13 protein-coding genes are annotated in these 16,199 nt (G+C 33.5%); 8 read left to right on the top strand and 5 right to left on the bottom strand.

The window, feature by feature from the left end; translation table 11 throughout:
• Positions 1–105 precede the first annotated feature (105 nt).
• The 4 genes from ABZC13_RS13565 to ABZC13_RS13580 form a co-directional block, all read right to left on the bottom strand.
• A complete protein-coding gene (locus tag ABZC13_RS13565) occupies positions 106–2,940 on the bottom strand; it encodes a formate dehydrogenase subunit alpha (RefSeq protein WP_373005017.1) in 2,835 nt (944 codons plus the stop codon).
• 16 nt (positions 2,941–2,956) lie between these two features.
• A complete protein-coding gene (locus ABZC13_RS13570) occupies positions 2,957–3,160 on the bottom strand; it encodes a twin-arginine translocation signal domain-containing protein (protein ID WP_373005020.1) in 204 nt (67 codons plus the stop codon).
• Positions 3,161–3,256: 96 nt separating this feature from the next.
• On the bottom strand, positions 3,257–4,030 hold the full coding sequence (locus ABZC13_RS13575) for a molecular chaperone (RefSeq protein WP_373005023.1): 774 nt from the start codon (positions 4,028–4,030) through the stop codon (positions 3,257–3,259).
• Positions 4,030–5,727: an ATP-binding protein gene (locus ABZC13_RS13580; RefSeq protein ID WP_373005025.1), complete on the bottom strand. Its 1,698-nt coding sequence runs from the start codon at positions 5,725–5,727 to the stop codon at positions 4,030–4,032. The genes ABZC13_RS13575 and ABZC13_RS13580 overlap by 1 nt, the downstream gene beginning before the upstream one ends.
• 147 nt (positions 5,728–5,874) lie before the next feature.
• Here ABZC13_RS13580 and ABZC13_RS13585 point away from each other — a divergent pair, with 147 nt between their 5' ends.
• The 8 genes from ABZC13_RS13585 to ABZC13_RS13620 all read left to right on the top strand — a co-directional run bounded on the left by ABZC13_RS13585 (position 5,875) and on the right by ABZC13_RS13620 (position 14,112).
• Positions 5,875–7,017, top strand: coding sequence for an ABC transporter substrate-binding protein (locus tag ABZC13_RS13585; protein ID WP_373005029.1), 1,143 nt, complete (start codon positions 5,875–5,877; stop codon positions 7,015–7,017).
• Positions 7,018–7,093: 76 nt separating this feature from the next.
• On the top strand, positions 7,094–8,602 hold the full coding sequence (locus ABZC13_RS13590) for a sensor histidine kinase (protein ID WP_373005032.1): 1,509 nt from the start codon (positions 7,094–7,096) through the stop codon (positions 8,600–8,602).
• Positions 8,595–9,257 (top strand): response regulator, encoded by a 663-nt coding sequence (locus tag ABZC13_RS13595; protein ID WP_373005035.1) that lies wholly within the window; start codon positions 8,595–8,597, stop codon positions 9,255–9,257. Before ABZC13_RS13590 ends, ABZC13_RS13595 begins: the two co-directional genes overlap by 8 nt.
• Before the next feature lie 61 nt (positions 9,258–9,318).
• Positions 9,319–9,513, top strand: a complete 195-nt coding sequence (locus tag ABZC13_RS13600; protein WP_373005038.1) for a sodium-dependent tyrosine transporter — start codon at positions 9,319–9,321, stop codon at positions 9,511–9,513.
• A gap of 157 nt (positions 9,514–9,670) precedes the next feature.
• A complete protein-coding gene (locus tag ABZC13_RS13605; protein WP_373005041.1) occupies positions 9,671–10,588 on the top strand; it encodes a hypothetical protein in 918 nt (305 codons plus the stop codon).
• Positions 10,589–10,634: 46 nt separating this feature from the next.
• A complete protein-coding gene (locus ABZC13_RS13610; protein WP_373005044.1) occupies positions 10,635–12,059 on the top strand; it encodes a DUF1007 family protein in 1,425 nt (474 codons plus the stop codon).
• Between the two features lie 438 nt (positions 12,060–12,497).
• Positions 12,498–13,394, top strand: a complete 897-nt coding sequence (locus tag ABZC13_RS13615) for a Dam family site-specific DNA-(adenine-N6)-methyltransferase (RefSeq protein WP_373005047.1) — start codon at positions 12,498–12,500, stop codon at positions 13,392–13,394.
• Positions 13,387–14,112: a hypothetical protein gene (locus tag ABZC13_RS13620; RefSeq protein ID WP_373005050.1), complete on the top strand. Its 726-nt coding sequence runs from the start codon at positions 13,387–13,389 to the stop codon at positions 14,110–14,112. Before ABZC13_RS13615 ends, ABZC13_RS13620 begins: the two co-directional genes overlap by 8 nt.
• Before the next feature lie 73 nt (positions 14,113–14,185).
• On the opposite strand, the gene ABZC13_RS13625 is transcribed toward ABZC13_RS13620, so the two are convergent.
• A partial coding sequence (locus tag ABZC13_RS13625) for a molybdopterin-dependent oxidoreductase (protein ID WP_373005053.1) occupies positions 14,186–16,199 on the bottom strand: 2,014 nt, incomplete at its 5' end.

The raw sequence follows: 16,199 nt of genomic DNA on the forward strand, positions 1-16,199 counted from the left end.
AACTCATGCGCTTCCGCACAAGCTACTGAACAACCATCACATGAAATACATCTATGCTCATCACAATAAAATTTTAATCTTGCATTTTCACTCATAACCAACTCCTTACGCGTATTCTATGCGGCATAATCCGCCTTTAGTCTCAGGAATCTGAGTGATAATGTCATAACCGTAGTTAGTAACAGTATTAGCACTCTCTCCTACAGCGTAAGGTTTAGTTCCCTTAGGATACTTATGAGATAAATCTTCACCTTGGAAATGACCGGCAAAGTGAAAAGGCATAAAAATTCTGTCTTCAGATACTGAATAAGAATATTTTGCTTTAACTTTAATTTTAGTACCTTCAGGTGAATGAATCCACATCATAGAACCATCTCTAATCCCATACTTACCTGCTAAATTAGGGTTAATACTACAGAACATCTCAGGAGTAAGCGCAGCTAAATATTTAGAAGCTCTATTTTCCATACCTGCACCGTTCATATTTACAAGTCTTCCTGTTACAAGGTTGATAGGGAAATCTTTCGACCAATCTTGTTCATTCTGTTTAGAAATATATTTAGTATCAACTCTATAATGGTCTTTTTTATCCTCATAAGAAGGATATTTTTCTACCAAGTCTTGTCTTGGAGAGTGTAAAGGCTCTCTGTGCATTGGAATCTGGTCAGGGAATGTCCATACTTTAGCTCTCGCTTTAGCATTTCCATAAGGAGCTATACCGCGTTGCATACATTTCTCAGCAATAATATTAGAAGTATCAACTTTCCAGTTTTTACCGATTCTTTTCTTCTCATCAGCCGTAAGCTTGATTCCAAGAACCTGTTCAATATTTGCAGCTGTGATCTCAGGATAACCATCTTTATTTGCAGAGTCCTTAGGAGCACTTCCTGCACCTGCAAGTAAATCTTGACCATCATGTTCTAGTCCAAATCTGTTTCTAAATCCCATACCACCATCTTTAACACTTCTGTTAATGTTGTATAGTAACGGACTACCACCGTGTGTCTCTGTCCATACAGGCCAAGGTAAACCATAATATTCACCCTTCATCTTGCCGTATCCTCGTCCAGAGATCTGATCAAACATATGCCAGTTCTCAGTATGATTCTTGATTCTTTTTGCAGTCCAACCAGTTAAACCGATAGTTTTAATGATTCTTGCAATTTCATCAGTAGCATCTTCAGGCCATGTAAAATCTTTTTTATTTTCTTTAATTTTCATACCAGCTGTATACTCATCGTAAAAACCGAGTCTTTTTGCCAGTTCGAACATAATGTCGTGGTCAGTTTTTGACTCATACATCGGTTCAACTACTTTTGATCTCCACTGAACTGATCTATTAGTTGCAGTTACAGATCCAGAAGTCTCAAACTGAGTAGCAGCCGGTAAAATAAATACATCGTCTTGCTTGTCAGTTAAAATTGCTGCTTCATTAACAAAAGGATCACAAAGAACAATCATATCCAGGTTGTCCAGACCTTCTTTTACCTTAGCTTGTTGAGCGATTGAAGTAATACCATTACCCATTACAAAAAGATTTTTTAGATTAGTTCCGGCGTTATGAATCTTATCATTACCGTCTTTACCATCTAGTACACCAGCCCACCAACGAGAAAGTGTAAATCCTTTTTTGCCCATCCATTCTTCATTCTTAAATCTTTTTTTAGCTAACCATTCATAGTCAACACCCCAAGATTTTGCGAAGTACTTCCATGAACCACTACTTAATCCGTAGTAACCAGGCAGTGTGTGTGATAAACAACACATGTCTGTAGCACCTTGAACATTATCGTGACCTCTAAGAATATTAGTTCCACCACCTTCAACACCCATGTTTCCAAGAGCAAGTTGTAAGATTGGAGCAAGTCTAGTATTAGAACTACCCACTGAATGCTGAGTTAAACCCATTGCCCAGATTAAAGTACCCGGATTAGATTGAGCATACAGTCTTGTAATTTGAATAAGTTGATCAGCACTTACACCTGTAACATCTTCAACTTTTTTAGGATTCCACTTTTTAGCTTCTTCCATTACATCTTCCATACCGTAAACTCTGTCATTGATAAATTTCTTATCATGCCAGCCATTTTTGAAGATTAGATGCAGCATTCCATACATAAATGGTATATCTGTACCCGGTCTTACTCTACAGTAATGGTCTGCTTTTGCAGCAGTCTTAGTAAATACTGGATCGACAACAATTATTTTTGCATTGTTTCTTTCCTTAGCTTTTAGAAAATGTCCAAATCCAACTGGGTGATTAACCGCAGGATTCGCTCCAAAAATGATAATTGCTTTTGCATTTTGGATATCTCCAAGTGAATTGGTCATAGCGCCATAACCCCATGTATTCGCCACACCGGCGACTGTTGCACTATGTCAAATTCTAGCTTGGTGATCTATATTGTTCGTTCCATACATTGCGGCAAATTTTCTAAAATAATATGCCTGTTCAGTACTCATTTTTGCAGATCCCAAAAACATTGCTGAGTCAGGTCCCGCTGTTTCATGAGAAGCTTTTAGTTTAGTTGCGATTCTGTCTAGTGCATCGTCCCAACTTAATCTTTTCCATTTTCCGGCTTCTTTTACCATTGGATGCTTAAGTCTAACCTCAGACCTAACCATATCAATCATATCAGCACCTTTACAACAGTGTCCACCTAGTGAAATAGGGTGGTCTTGTGCAACCTCTTGTCTTACCCAAACGCCGTTTTGTACTTCTGCGATAATACCGCATCCAACCGAACACGCAGTACAGATAGTTTTAACGTTAACTGAGCCAGGAAAAGGATTTTTAACTTCCTCTTGTGTAGCAGCTCTCGTTACACCATCATTAGCAAATGCACTAGTAACACCAGTAGCTGTAGCGACAGCAGCCATTTTCATAAATGACCTTCTACCGATTTGAGCTTTGAGTGTTTCATATGTGTCAACTAACATACTCTCTCCTTATTTACTATAAAGCTTGTTTATAAAAATCTTCCCAAGCTTGACTTTTTTTGTAAAGAATCTCTTTCTTAGTAGATTTTCCTACAACAACTCCGTTTGAATCAGCTTCTATCGCGTCATCCTTATTAGCAGCTAACGCCGTGGCACTGACAGCAGCAGCTCCAACAACTAATGCACTTCTTTTGAAGAAGTTTCTTCTACTCTCTTGCATCGTTGTCTCCTTTTGTTTGTGATTAGCCCCATAATAAATTATGAGACTTAAGTAAACCAAATTCTTTGGCTTACTTAAGTCTCATGTAGAAGATGACTAAATGTCATCCTCTACATCATAAGCTATGTCGATAGAACAAGCATCTTGTGCTTCCTTTGGTCCTTTTTGTCTCAGTAGTCTGTTTCTCTCTCTTCTTGCAATTTCTGCTTCTGAGAGCTCTTCACCTTTTGGTTTAGACACGACACTACTTGTTTCTTGGATTGGAGTTTGTACTTCTAAATAAAGTCTTTCAAACTCGATAAATGACTTAAGTAAGACAACTACATTTTTAAAGATATCTGCACTTTCATGTTCATAAAGTTCTTTTGAGAACTTGTCTACAAAGTCATTTAAAATCTGCTCAAAAATACAATGTGCTGTATTTTTATATTGTTCTTCTCCATTAGCGATTAGCTCACACAGCTCGCTCATTACAGAAAAGATAAAACCTATATGATCTTCATAGTCAGAGTAAGATTTCTCATCTCTTCTGATTTTTGTCTTAGCTAGAAAGTTTTGCATCTCGACTCTTTTCTTACCACTCTCTATATCTTCATCATAGTATGAAGCAGTAGTTCTGAGAGTTTGAGTCTCAGGTGAGTGAAAGATGGCATCAAACTCTTTCATAAAAGTGATGTTAGAATCAGACTTAACAACTGCTCTAATATTCTCAAAGGCTTGTGCCGAGCTTTTATCTAATGGATTTTCTTTCAAAATATCTATAAACTCAATCAGCTCAAAGTATCTTTTAGTGTCTGTTGTAAAAACAAAACATCTTGAAAACATTGCATAGTATAAAGCTCTCGCTTTGTTCATTTTTTCTTCATTCATTACATATCTCCTGGTGATTTGTATAGATCTTTATTTTGCATATAACTTGTCATCATAACCTTAGGCTTACAATCCTCACAGCAGTAGAGAGTTCTCTCTTTTACCGGATCGTGGGCAAAGATAGGAGACATAATGGAAGCGATTTTCTCTATTGCTTTTGTAGTTGCAAACTCTTTGCCACACTCCACACATGCGAACAGGGTGTCTGTTGCTAAGACTTGTTCTTTAAACCAAGTAGGATTTAGTTTGATTACATCTTCTTCTATAGTTAAACAATCTTTTTCCGGACATACAACTTCACAAAATCCACATGCTGTACAGATACTAGGATTTATTCTTAGAGAGTTGTCATCTATGTTTGCCACAAGAGCATCTACGTTACAAGCACCTACACAAGCTAGACAAAGAGTACAGTTGGCTTCATTGACATTTACTTTTGCATAGTGAATGTGCTCACCTGTTTGAACTTCACCTAAGTCATCTTCACCTACAATATTTTTAAGTCTATTCGCAAAAACTTCTCTTTTTCTTGAGTTTAGTTCATTGATCGTATGTCTTGAATCTTCTACGAAGTTAACTTTGTTTAGAGCATCTAGCAGTTCATTCTCATCCATCGCAACTATAATTGCATCTAGGTTATGTCTCTTTTGATATATGTCATTTAAAATTCTGATGGCATCTTTAGTTCCTTTTGAGAGGAAGTCAGAGTAAAAGATTACTTGTGAACCTGATTCTTGTGCTATAGTCAGCAGTGTTGCTTCGTGAAGGAACTTCTCACCTTCGATTGCAAAAGGTAGAACATTTTCTTTTAACTCTACATTCAAACCTTTAACATTCATTTTTTGAGGGATGACTAAAGGGATATGCCCACTAAATATTCTTGAGATATCGTAGATGCTCTCTCTATTTAGCGGAGCGTAGTCTAGTGCTCCTGATGGACACACAGAGATACAACCGCCACAGCCGTGACAGTCTATTTGTGAAAAGAGTAGGTGCTTGATGTCATCATCTCTCTCAATAGCAACAGTTGGACAAACAACTGCACATTTTCCACATGTCTTTTCATTTCTTCCATGATATTGACAGATGTTTTGATCATATACGACAAACTTTTTGTACTCATAATTACTTATGTTTGTACGTAGAGTTGCAAGAACATCATCTAGTGAACTCTCCAACGGGTCAAAAGTACCACTTTGTGTAGTAGCTATCTCTTCTTGGTTATACCATACGATTTGAGAAACATGAAGAGTTGCATCTTTAAAAGTGTCATTTACAATTACTGTTAGATTACCAATATGTCCTGATATAGATTTAACTACTTCAGGTGTAACATGTAAAAGATTAAACTCATCAGGAATCATAGATTTTAAAAATTCTTCTTTTTGCTCTTGAGTTGATACTAGTAAAACTTCTTGTGAAACTTTTTGAGTATATTTTATATCCTGTGCCATATCAAATCTAAGGGCATTTATTTCATATAACTTTTCTACATTTTTGATTTTTTTAGCGATAGGGTCTAGTGAGTTACTTATATAGAAGTCAATTTCATCTGCGATTATTTCACCATGTACATTTTTGGAATTTGATACTATGAAATTATTGTTTGAAGCAGTTGATAATTCAGAGGTAACAAGTATATTTTCAGAGAGTGGAAAATCAAGTCCTCTATCACTAAAATAGACAAATTCTTGCATCTTAAATCCTTTTGGTAAAAAATATATTACCAATTCTAGCTACAACAAACTTACACTGTCCTTAAAATGTCAAATATATTTTACCTATTTTTGAAGTATTATAGATATAAAAAGGATTTATGTTATAATCAATAAAAAAGGATTTTAGTGCTTAAATATATAATAGCTGTATTGATTACTTTTGTTCTGATTTTCCTGAATATTGAAAATGATGAGCTTGATGGAAAATCCTTAAAACTCGGTCTTTCAATACCTAGAAGTGGAATTATGCATGCTCTGGGTGATTCTGTTTACAGTGGAGCCGATTCTTATTTTTTATATGCTAATCAAAATAAACTACTAGGCGATGTGAAAATTGACTTAATTGTTTATGATGATAAATATGAGCCTGATATGACTGTTGAGAATATAAAAAAGCTTATTGATAAAAATATTTTTGCTTTTTTTGGTTTTGTAGGAACTCCAACAGTAAAAAAAATATTACCTAATCTTAGAGCTGGAGAAATACCTCTAGTAGCTCCATTTACAGGAGCTTCTTTTTTAAGAAACAATGACGGGGTGGATATTGTCAATTTTAGGAGTTCTTATAAAGAAGAGATTGATTATACAGTTGAGTATTTACGAACTAAAAGAGATCTTTCGAAATTTGCTGTTTTTTATCAAAATGATGATTATGGAGAAGAGGGCTTTGTCTCACTTCTTCACTCACTAAACGAGAGAGGACTGAAGCTTTGCGGAGAAGGAACATATAAAAGAAATACACTCTCCATAAGACATGCCTTTCATGAGATAAAGTCTTCAAAACCAGAAGCAGTTTTTATGATAGGCGCGTATAAAGCAAATGCTCTGTTTATTAAAACAGCTAAGAGGGATCCTATTTTTAAAGATACACTTTTTTGTAATATCTCTTTTGGAGATGCAGATGAGATGATAAGAGAGTTAGATTACAATACTGATAATTTATTTTTCTCACAAGTTGTTCCAAGTTATCATGATAGTTCAAAGCCTGTTATCTTAGAGTATAAAAAGCTTATGAAGAAGTACTTTCCGGATGAGCCTTTAGGTTTTGTGTCTTTAGAAGCATTTTTAGCAGCCAAATCAGTTGTTGCGGCATTGAATAACATCGGTGGTGCTATTACAAGAGAAAAGTTTCTCAAAGAGATAAAAAAGCTTCCTAAAAATATTTTAAATGGTGTTGATATAGATTATAAAAATGATCAACTTCACAACAAGGTCTATCTGTTTAAATACAAAAACTCTAAATTTATAGAAGTCTACAATGAAAATTAAAAATATACTCTCTTATATAAACAAGATACCTTTTACATATAAGACATTTTTCTTGCTTTTTATAATTATAGGGGGGATGATACTGATAATAGGCTTGTCCCAAGTATCTATATATACAGTAAAGCATGATTTTGATATTTTGTTTGAGAAGAGAACCAAACCTATCATTAAACTAGAAGCTATCAAAGATGCGTATGTTGTCAATATTCATGACACGCTATATGATGTTTATCATAAAAATATTACCCTGGAGCAGTCATATGATGTTCTGAATTTAGGTGAGCAGTTAATTGAGAAAAACTGGAGTAGATATTTAGAAATAACTTTCTCAGAGGAGTATAAAACATCCTGGGTGACTAAGATAATCAAAGAGTTCTTTATTATAGGAAGTCAGGATAAGAACAAGATTTTACAAAATAGTATTATTTCAAATATAAATGATAAAAACGTAAAGATAAAAGAGTTGGTCGATGAGATAATTTTAGAGCTTTCAAATGAAAACTATGAGAGGGTATCATTTCTTATAGATGATGTTAACTTTGAGATAAATACAATCTCTATCTATATAACAAACTTGACTAATTACGATCTGAATATGGCTATAAGTGAGAGAAGAGATACTCAAAAGGTCTTCAATACTCTCTCTATGATTTTAAATATTTCCATAGTATGGGTATTTCTGTTTTCGATCATACTCTCAATAGTAATCATTTTACATTTTAAAAGACTTCACTTTGGTCTAGAAGATGCAGTAAATGAAAAGACAAAAGAGCTTCAAGCCCTAAATGAGTCCCTAGAAAAGCGAATCCAAGATGAAGTAGGAAACTCACGAAAAAAAGATTTGATAATGTTTCAACAAGCCAGACTTGCCAGCTTAGGTGAGATGATAGCAAACATAGCCCATCAATGGCGACAACCCTTAGGCTCACTTATGATGATAGTCCAAGGTATTGGGACTAAGATGGAGTTAGGAAAACTTACTCCACAAATCGTTGAAGAAAAAGTAAACGATGCTATGTTGCTAGGGGACAATATGTCTAACACTCTTGAAGATTTTCAAAACTTTTTTAAGCCAAATCAAGACAAGGAAGAGTTCTCTTTAAAAGATTGTATTGAACACTCTTTTGAGCTGTCAAAATATCTTTTGGATAAAGAGAAGATAGAGTTTCACTTAAAGATACTTCATGATGTAACAATGTATGGCTTTTACAATGAGCTTTCCCATGTCTTTTTAAATATCATCTCAAATTCTAAAGATGCTCTTGTCTCTAAAGAGCATAAAAAACTTATAGAGATAACAGTTAAAAAATCAAAAAATAAGATAAGAATAAATATAGTAGATAATGGCGGCGGTATAGATGAAGAGATACTTCCTCATGTGTTTGAGCCATACTATACTACTAAATACAAGAGTGCCGGGACAGGTATAGGTCTTTATATGTCAAAGCAAATTATAGAGAAACATATGCAAGGAACTATTGATTGTAAGAATACTTATTATAAAATAGCAGATCAAGATTTTGAGAACTGTACTCTCTTTACAATTACAATTCCTGTTAATGAAGGCAACAAAAACAATGACTAGAAATTTAAATATACTAAATGAATTTAACGTACTTTACTTAGAAGATGATGACTCTCTGCTAAACCAGACAAGAGACATGTTAAGCGACTTTTTGAAAAATGTATACGCAGTAAAAACTTCAGCGGAAGCAATGCAGGTGATAAGACAGAAAAAAGTAGATGTCATTATCTCAGATATCCTGCTTGAAAATGAAAATGGAATAGATTTTTTAAGAGAGTTAAAAGAAGCTAATGACATCCATATACCGGCAATTTTAACAACTGCTCACACAGATACAAAGTACTTGCTCGATGCCATAAAACTAAAAGTAGAAAACTACATCGTTAAACCTATCAACCTAAAAGAGTTGCTCAACACTCTTCACGACATACTTTTACCTCTCATACAAGAAAGAGAGATACAAAAAAACTCAAATATCATTAGAACTATATCTGCTATAACTGACTCTAAACAAGTTGAAGTTGTTAAGTGTATATTGGATAATCTAAATGAAAAAAATGAACTTGTTGCTTCGTACAGTGAGATCATGCAAAAGATTTCTATATCTAAACCAACACTTATAAAGCTCTTTAAAGAACTTGCGGAGAAAAAGATTTTAATCAAAGTTGCACACAAAACTTACAAGTTCAATGAAAAAGCTTTAGAAGTAATTTAGGTAAAAAATATTTGACTAAAAAATTCTATTGTGTTACAATATACAAAATCAGGAGGTAGATATGTTTGTAAAACTAAATGAGAGAGTTCATTTGAACTTCAATAGAATCACAAGAACAAAGATCGACCATGTAGAAGATGGCATCAGAGTTAGGTTTTATGAAGGTCAAGTTCAAGTTGCTAAGTCTCAAAGATTTGAGAAAGTTAAAGATGCTGAGAAGTGGTTAGAGAAACTCTTTAAGCAATTAACCAAGTAAATAAAAAAGAAGAAGAGGTATAAGATTTTTATATCTCTTTGCACATAACCCGCTACATCTATTCTCACTCTCCAAAACTATTTTATCATTTGTCACAAAAATGTATGTTTTACATATTAATATAGTAAAATGTGATAATTAAATCAAAAGGACAATAATGAAAAAGATTTCTATGATCTTTATAAGTGCAGTTTTAGCACTGGGGGCGAGTGTTTTATCAGCAAACTCTCAAAACCTTCAAATATTTAGTGTTGAGAATAAAAATGGTGCGATTACCGCTAAAACAGTTGAGAAAGCTTTTGGAGATGTTGGTGTAGTAGTAGATGTAAACAATGACATGAACTCAATCTTTTCTAAAAGATACGGTAGTGTTCATCATAAAAAGTATAACTTAGCGATCTTCACAAATGATAAACTGCTAAAGAAACTTATGAGTGAATATCCTAGCATCGGTATGATAACGCCACTTACTATGTCAATCTATGTAGATGCAAAAGACAACATTAATATTTCTACTCTCTCTTTGCACGGTATGTCTAGAATCACAAAGATTCCTGCAACAAACCCAGACCTCATAGCATACTCAAAGTTAGTAGATGCAGCACTTCATAAAGCACTTCCAAACGGTAAATATCTGAGTGTAAATCATGCTCCAAATACAAATGAAGACTTAGTTACTGAGTTTACAACAGAATTTGAACTTGAAAAAGGTGCTACATATATAAGTGCAAAAAACAGTTTTAAAAAAGAGTTTGAAGGTGAAATAAGTCCAGTTGGATTTTTAGTACCAAAGTCTTATACGTTAGAGCATGACGCTTATGACTTTTTCGATACTTACTCTATCATTAGATTTAATGCTATCTATCCAGTTTCAAAAAACCATCCAGATGCCGGTGCTTACGCTCCTTTTTCAGTAGTTATCTACAAGAAAAAAGATGACGACACTGTACATATAGCTTACCCATCAATTGACAACTGGATCGATGACCTAGGTATCAAAGAAGAAGCAACAATCAAAGCAGTTCGCGAAACTCAAGAAAAGATTAAAAATATTCTTACAGAACTTACTGAATAATTTATATATTCACTTGCATAGTAGCAAGTGAATATCCTTCATTAAAATGAAAAAATTAATATTTATTTACATCTTATTGTTTCAAACATCTCTTTATAGTTGTGCAACATGTCAACTAATGGTTCCATCTGCTGAAGTTAGTTTAGAATTGAGGGTTAATAAAAAACAGTTAACCAACATTGATATAGAGTGGAAGTTTTCTGATTTGTATTCAAAGGAGCTTGTAAAACAATACGATAAAAATCAAAATGACAAGCTTGATGAAAAAGAATTAGATATTATACTCAACGCTAAGCTTAATTATCTTATTCCAAAAGAGATGCTTACAAAGATTAACTACTCAAATGATACTGAGATAGATAGCTTAAATATCAAAGCAAACTATGAAAATTTTGATTTAAAAATGGAAGGTGGACTCCTCGTTTTTAGATACAACTCAAATTTAAAGTTAAATATTGAAGATAAATCAACACTTTCTTTTGTATTTGAAGATGATGAAGGATTTTTCGATTTTGTGTCTTCATCTTTAAATATAAACGATAGCGAGTTATATCATAATGAAAATCTTTATCTTTTTACTGCCACAGTCTTTTTTAGCTACACTTCATTAGATAAGCAAGAAAAGCCTACCGAGGTAGTAAAAGAGCAAAATCAAACAATACCACAAGAGGTTCAAACCCCAGAAGTTGTTGAAGACTCTAGTATGCAAGAAAACTTACTTAAGAGTAGTATAGTGAAGATTAAGGGACTTTTTGAAGATATAAAAGATGAACAAAATCCATTTACATATATATTTTTACTCTTTTTTGCATATATCTATGGAGTGGTTCATGCTCTTGGGCCGGGACATGGAAAGACACTTGTTGGAAGTTACTTCCTATCTAATGACAGGTCTTATTCTAAGGCTTTATTTATATCATTAGCTATTGGTGTTGTGCATACATTCTCAGCTTTTTTACTAACACTTATTATTTACTTCATAGTAGATACCTTTTTAGCTAAGTTTTTAGATGAGAGCATCTACTATACAACAAAAATATCAGCACTAATAATAATCGCAATAGCTCTTTATTTACTATATCAAAAGTACAAAGTATATAAAAAATTTAAAAATGCACAACCACTATATGGTTTTAGTACAGACCCTCACGTTCCGACTTGTGCATGTTCATCATGTACGGTAGACAACAACTCAACAGATATGGCACTCATCATCTCTGCAGGGATAATTCCGTGTCCGGGAACTGTAACTATATTTATATTTTCACTTTCACTTGGTTTATACTATGCTGGATTTTTATCTGCTCTTGTCATGAGTCTAGGTATGAGTACAATAATATTTTTCTCTGCAATACTTAGTGTACTAGTTCGTAAAAAAACATCTAAGACCAATAGTAATTTGAAGATGTATTTAGAGTATGGAAGTTTGTTTATAATACTTACTTTAGGGTTTATTTTATTGTTTATGTAGTGCTGATTATGACTGCTTTATTTCTTAGAGTGTTTTTCTCTCCCCTTTTCGTGAAACTCAAGGTATGATTAAAGATATCCTTGCAGACCTTACTGAGTAGTTAGTTCTAGCTAGTAAACCTTCCTCATTCCTAGGCTATTTTGGCTTGGGACTCAACATACTTAACTCTTTTTATCTTTTCTTCTATTTTTATATCTGTCATGTGCTTCTATATTAGAATGATGACAAGTCTAATTTATAAGTTGTATCTAGATAAATCTTTCTTTTAATAATGAATAGCGTATAAAAAAATAATTTTAATTTTTAGTAATAATAAAAAAATCGCAAAAAAATCAATCTCAATAAACGTTAAAAGAGATAATTCTATTGCATTTTGAAATATTAATTATGTATAAAATGATTAATAGATATAATACATAGTATTAGAAGGAGAATCTTATGAAATTACCACATCCAATACAATATCAAGGAAGTAAAAGAAATTTAGCATCACAAATTCTTCAGTATTTTCCATTAGATATCGAAACATTAATTGAACCATTCGCAGGCTCAGCTGCAATTAGTGTAGCTGCTGCATATAATAATTATGCAAATAAGTTCATCATAAATGACCTAAATAAACCTTTATTAAATTTACTAGAATTAATTATAGAACATCCAAATAAAATTTCAAATAATTATGAAAAAATATGGAACAAACAGCACATAAATAGTGTTGAACATTATTTTGAGATAAGAGAAAAATTTAATAAATCAAAAGATAGCTCATTGTTCTTATATCTAATGGCTAGATGTGCAAAGGGAGCGGTTAGGTATAACAAGAGTGGAGAATTTAATCAAAGTCCTGACAAAAGACGTAAAGGTACTATACCTGAGAGAATGAAAAAAAATATTATGGGTGTATCATCTTTGTTAAAAGGTAAGGTTAAATTTAAATCTGAAGATTATAGACTATTAATTAATGATATTTCTGAAAAAGACTTATTGTATATGGATCCACCATATCAAGGAGTTTGTTCAAATAGAGATTCAAGATATTATTCTGGAATAGATCATAGTGAATTTGTAGTTTTTTTGGAAGAATTAAATAATAAAAATATTTCATATATTATAAGTTATGATGGGAGACTAGGTGATAAAAAGTATGGAGAGCCGATGCCTAAACATTTAAACTTAGAACATATTGAAATTAATGCAGGACGTTCTTCTCAAGCAACATTACTTGGAAAAAAAGATATTACTTATGAATCATTATATCTATCCAAAGCATTACAAAAAAGAATTATAAATGACAATCAAAACACTTTAATTATGAAAGAACTAAAATATGCCTGATTACACACAAGAATTTCTAGATTTACTAAAAACAATAACTAGGAAGCGTGCAAAAATAGTGATTGACCATATTTTAAAACATGGTTTTATTACAACAGAAGATTTAAAAGTACAATATGGGTATGACCATCCACCAAGAGCTGTACGAGATGTTAGAGAGGAAGGTATTCCTATTCAAACTTATAAAGTAAGTGATAGCAATGGGAAGAAAATTGCAGCTTATAGATTTGGTGATTTTAAGGCTGCCCGCTTTTCGAAATTATCTGGAAGAACAGCTTTATCCAAGAAAATTAAAGAAGAATTAATTACCAAATATGGATGTAAGTGCTTTATTTACTTAGAAACTACAAATGAAAAAAATCTACAAATTGATCATAGAATACCATTTGAGGTAGCTGGGGATGGAAATGGAAAATTTGAATCTGAAGAATTTATGCTATTATCAGCTTCTGCAAACCGTGCTAAATCATGGTCTTGTGAAAACTGTGATAATTGGAAAAATGATAAGAATGAAGAAGTTTGTATATCATGTTATTGGGCTTACCCTGAAAATTATGAACACATAGCAATGAAACAAGTAAGACGTATTGATCTAATTTGGGAAGATAAAGAAATTGAAAAATATGAGCTCCTAAAAAGCAATGCAAAACTTTTAGATAAAAGTATTCCTGAATTTGTTAAAGATTTAATTCAAAAGCATATAGAAGATGACTCCTAATAAGTAATAGCACCGAACAGCAGAGCTGTCGGTGAAGACAAACATTATAAAATATCTTAAATAGTAAAAATAACTAAACCTTCCTAACCCTACAAACAGTATCGTTCCAAGCCTGCATTCCTACCATTGGGGCAGGGTTGATTGGGATGATGTGGTTTGGATTGAAACCGTTTCCAGCACCTCCAAACTTTTTATCCCACCAGATATTTCCATCTAACTCTAAGTCGTCATCTTTTGAAAAACCTGTAATATTTTGTTTTTCGCCATTTATACCTTTAGCAATCCTACCGCCAAAGTTCATACCAAGTGAGTTACTCATAGCTATAACTTGTGGATGGATGCCTTGTGTTACATGAGCTTTTACACTCATTGTTCCTACTACTTCATCTTTTAGTGAAGCTCTAAATCCACTCTTTGGTCTATATGTAGTTATCTCCATATAGTCACCGTCTTTTATGTTTAGTTTTTTAGCAGTTTCAGAGTTTATCCAAACAGGGTTATCATGAACTATCTCTGTTAAGTACTTTTGTGAAGTTGTTCTTGCTTGAGTGTGAACATTCCATTTAAAAGTAGTAAGGACTAGTTCATCTTCTTTTATCTCTTTAAGTGACTTTGGCATCTCAAAGTGAGGAAACCCATCATCTTTTATGTTTAGAGATTTGGCAGTATCTTCTATGACACTTGAGTATATTTCAAACTTTCTAGATGGAGTTTTCAGACCTTTTCTTGGCACTCCATCCTTCATGATACCGATGGCTTTGTTCTTGCCCTTTTTTTCAACATAGATGATGTCATTTTTTACAAATGAGCCTTCAAGCTGTTTTTTACTTAGAACTTTGTCGTATGACTCGTAGTTTTTCTCTTTGTCTTCAACCCAGACACCGTGCTTTTTCATATACTCAAAACCGCTAAGTCCTTCTCTTTTAGGAAGAGTTGAAAGGCGGAGTTTTATAAACTCTTCGTAAGAGTCAAACGCAAAGTATTTAGATACTGGCTCACCCAGTCTTTTTGCTACTTTTATAAGAGTATCTGCCAAGTTTTCACACTCATAAGGAGGCTCTATGGCAGGTTGTCTAAGTGCAAAGTATGGGATAAGCTCATAAGCATTTCTACCCTCTATAGTGTACCTCTCAAAGTATGTAGCATCTGGGAGAATGATATCAGAATAGTGAGCCATCTCAGAATAAACTACATCACTACAAGCATGAAAAGGTATGACGTTCTCATCTTTAAGTACATTAACTGTCACAGATGGACCCTCAGGCCAAGTCTGTGGAGCTGAGATAGTGTAAGATATATAAACATCTATTTGCTGTTCTTTGTTTTTAAGTTTATCAAAGGCAAGTTGACTAACTCTCATCTTTTGCCATTTGTTTGAGAGTGGATATAGTCTTGGGTCTTCTAAGTCAGTTGTAAATTTTGGTTTTGCTGGAACAGGTTTAGGCATAGGAAAGTCTTTTTTACTTTTAGAACCACCAAAAGCGTAACCGCCTTTTTTACCGATGCTACCAACTAAAGCATTTAAGATCACAACTGCTCTATCATTGTTAAGACCGTTTTGGTGAGCTTGTGAGCCTCTATTTGTAAAAGCGGCACAAGCAGGAGCGGCAGATGCAAACTCTATAGCTACTCTCACGATATCTTCTTCACTAAGACCGCTAACTTCAGATGCATACTTAGGAGTGTAAGGTTTAACAAACTCTTTTATATCTTCCAAAGAAGTATTACACCACTCATCTATGAATTCTTTGTCATATAGTTTTTTCTCTACGATTACATTTGCCATTGCCAGAGCTATAGCACCCTCAGAAGATGGAAAAGGAGCGAACCACTCATCACTTCTTCCTGCTGTATTTGAAAGCCTGGTATCAAATGTTACAAGCTTCAGACCTTTTCTTTTTCCCTCTACAAACCTTTTTAGAAGAGGAAGTCCGCCTTGGTGTGTCTCAAAAAAGTTAGAACCGAAGTTTAGAAGATATTTACAATTGGCTGCATCCAGTGTTTCCCAGCTTGTGTCACCTATGGTCGTGTAGTTTGCAGCTCTTTTGTTTGATGAGCATAGACCTCTATGGTTCAGTATGACCGGT

Origin of the sequence: Sulfurimonas sp. (assembly GCF_041563035.1) — a bacterium.
GTDB lineage: Bacteria > Campylobacterota > Campylobacteria > Campylobacterales > Sulfurimonadaceae > Sulfurimonas.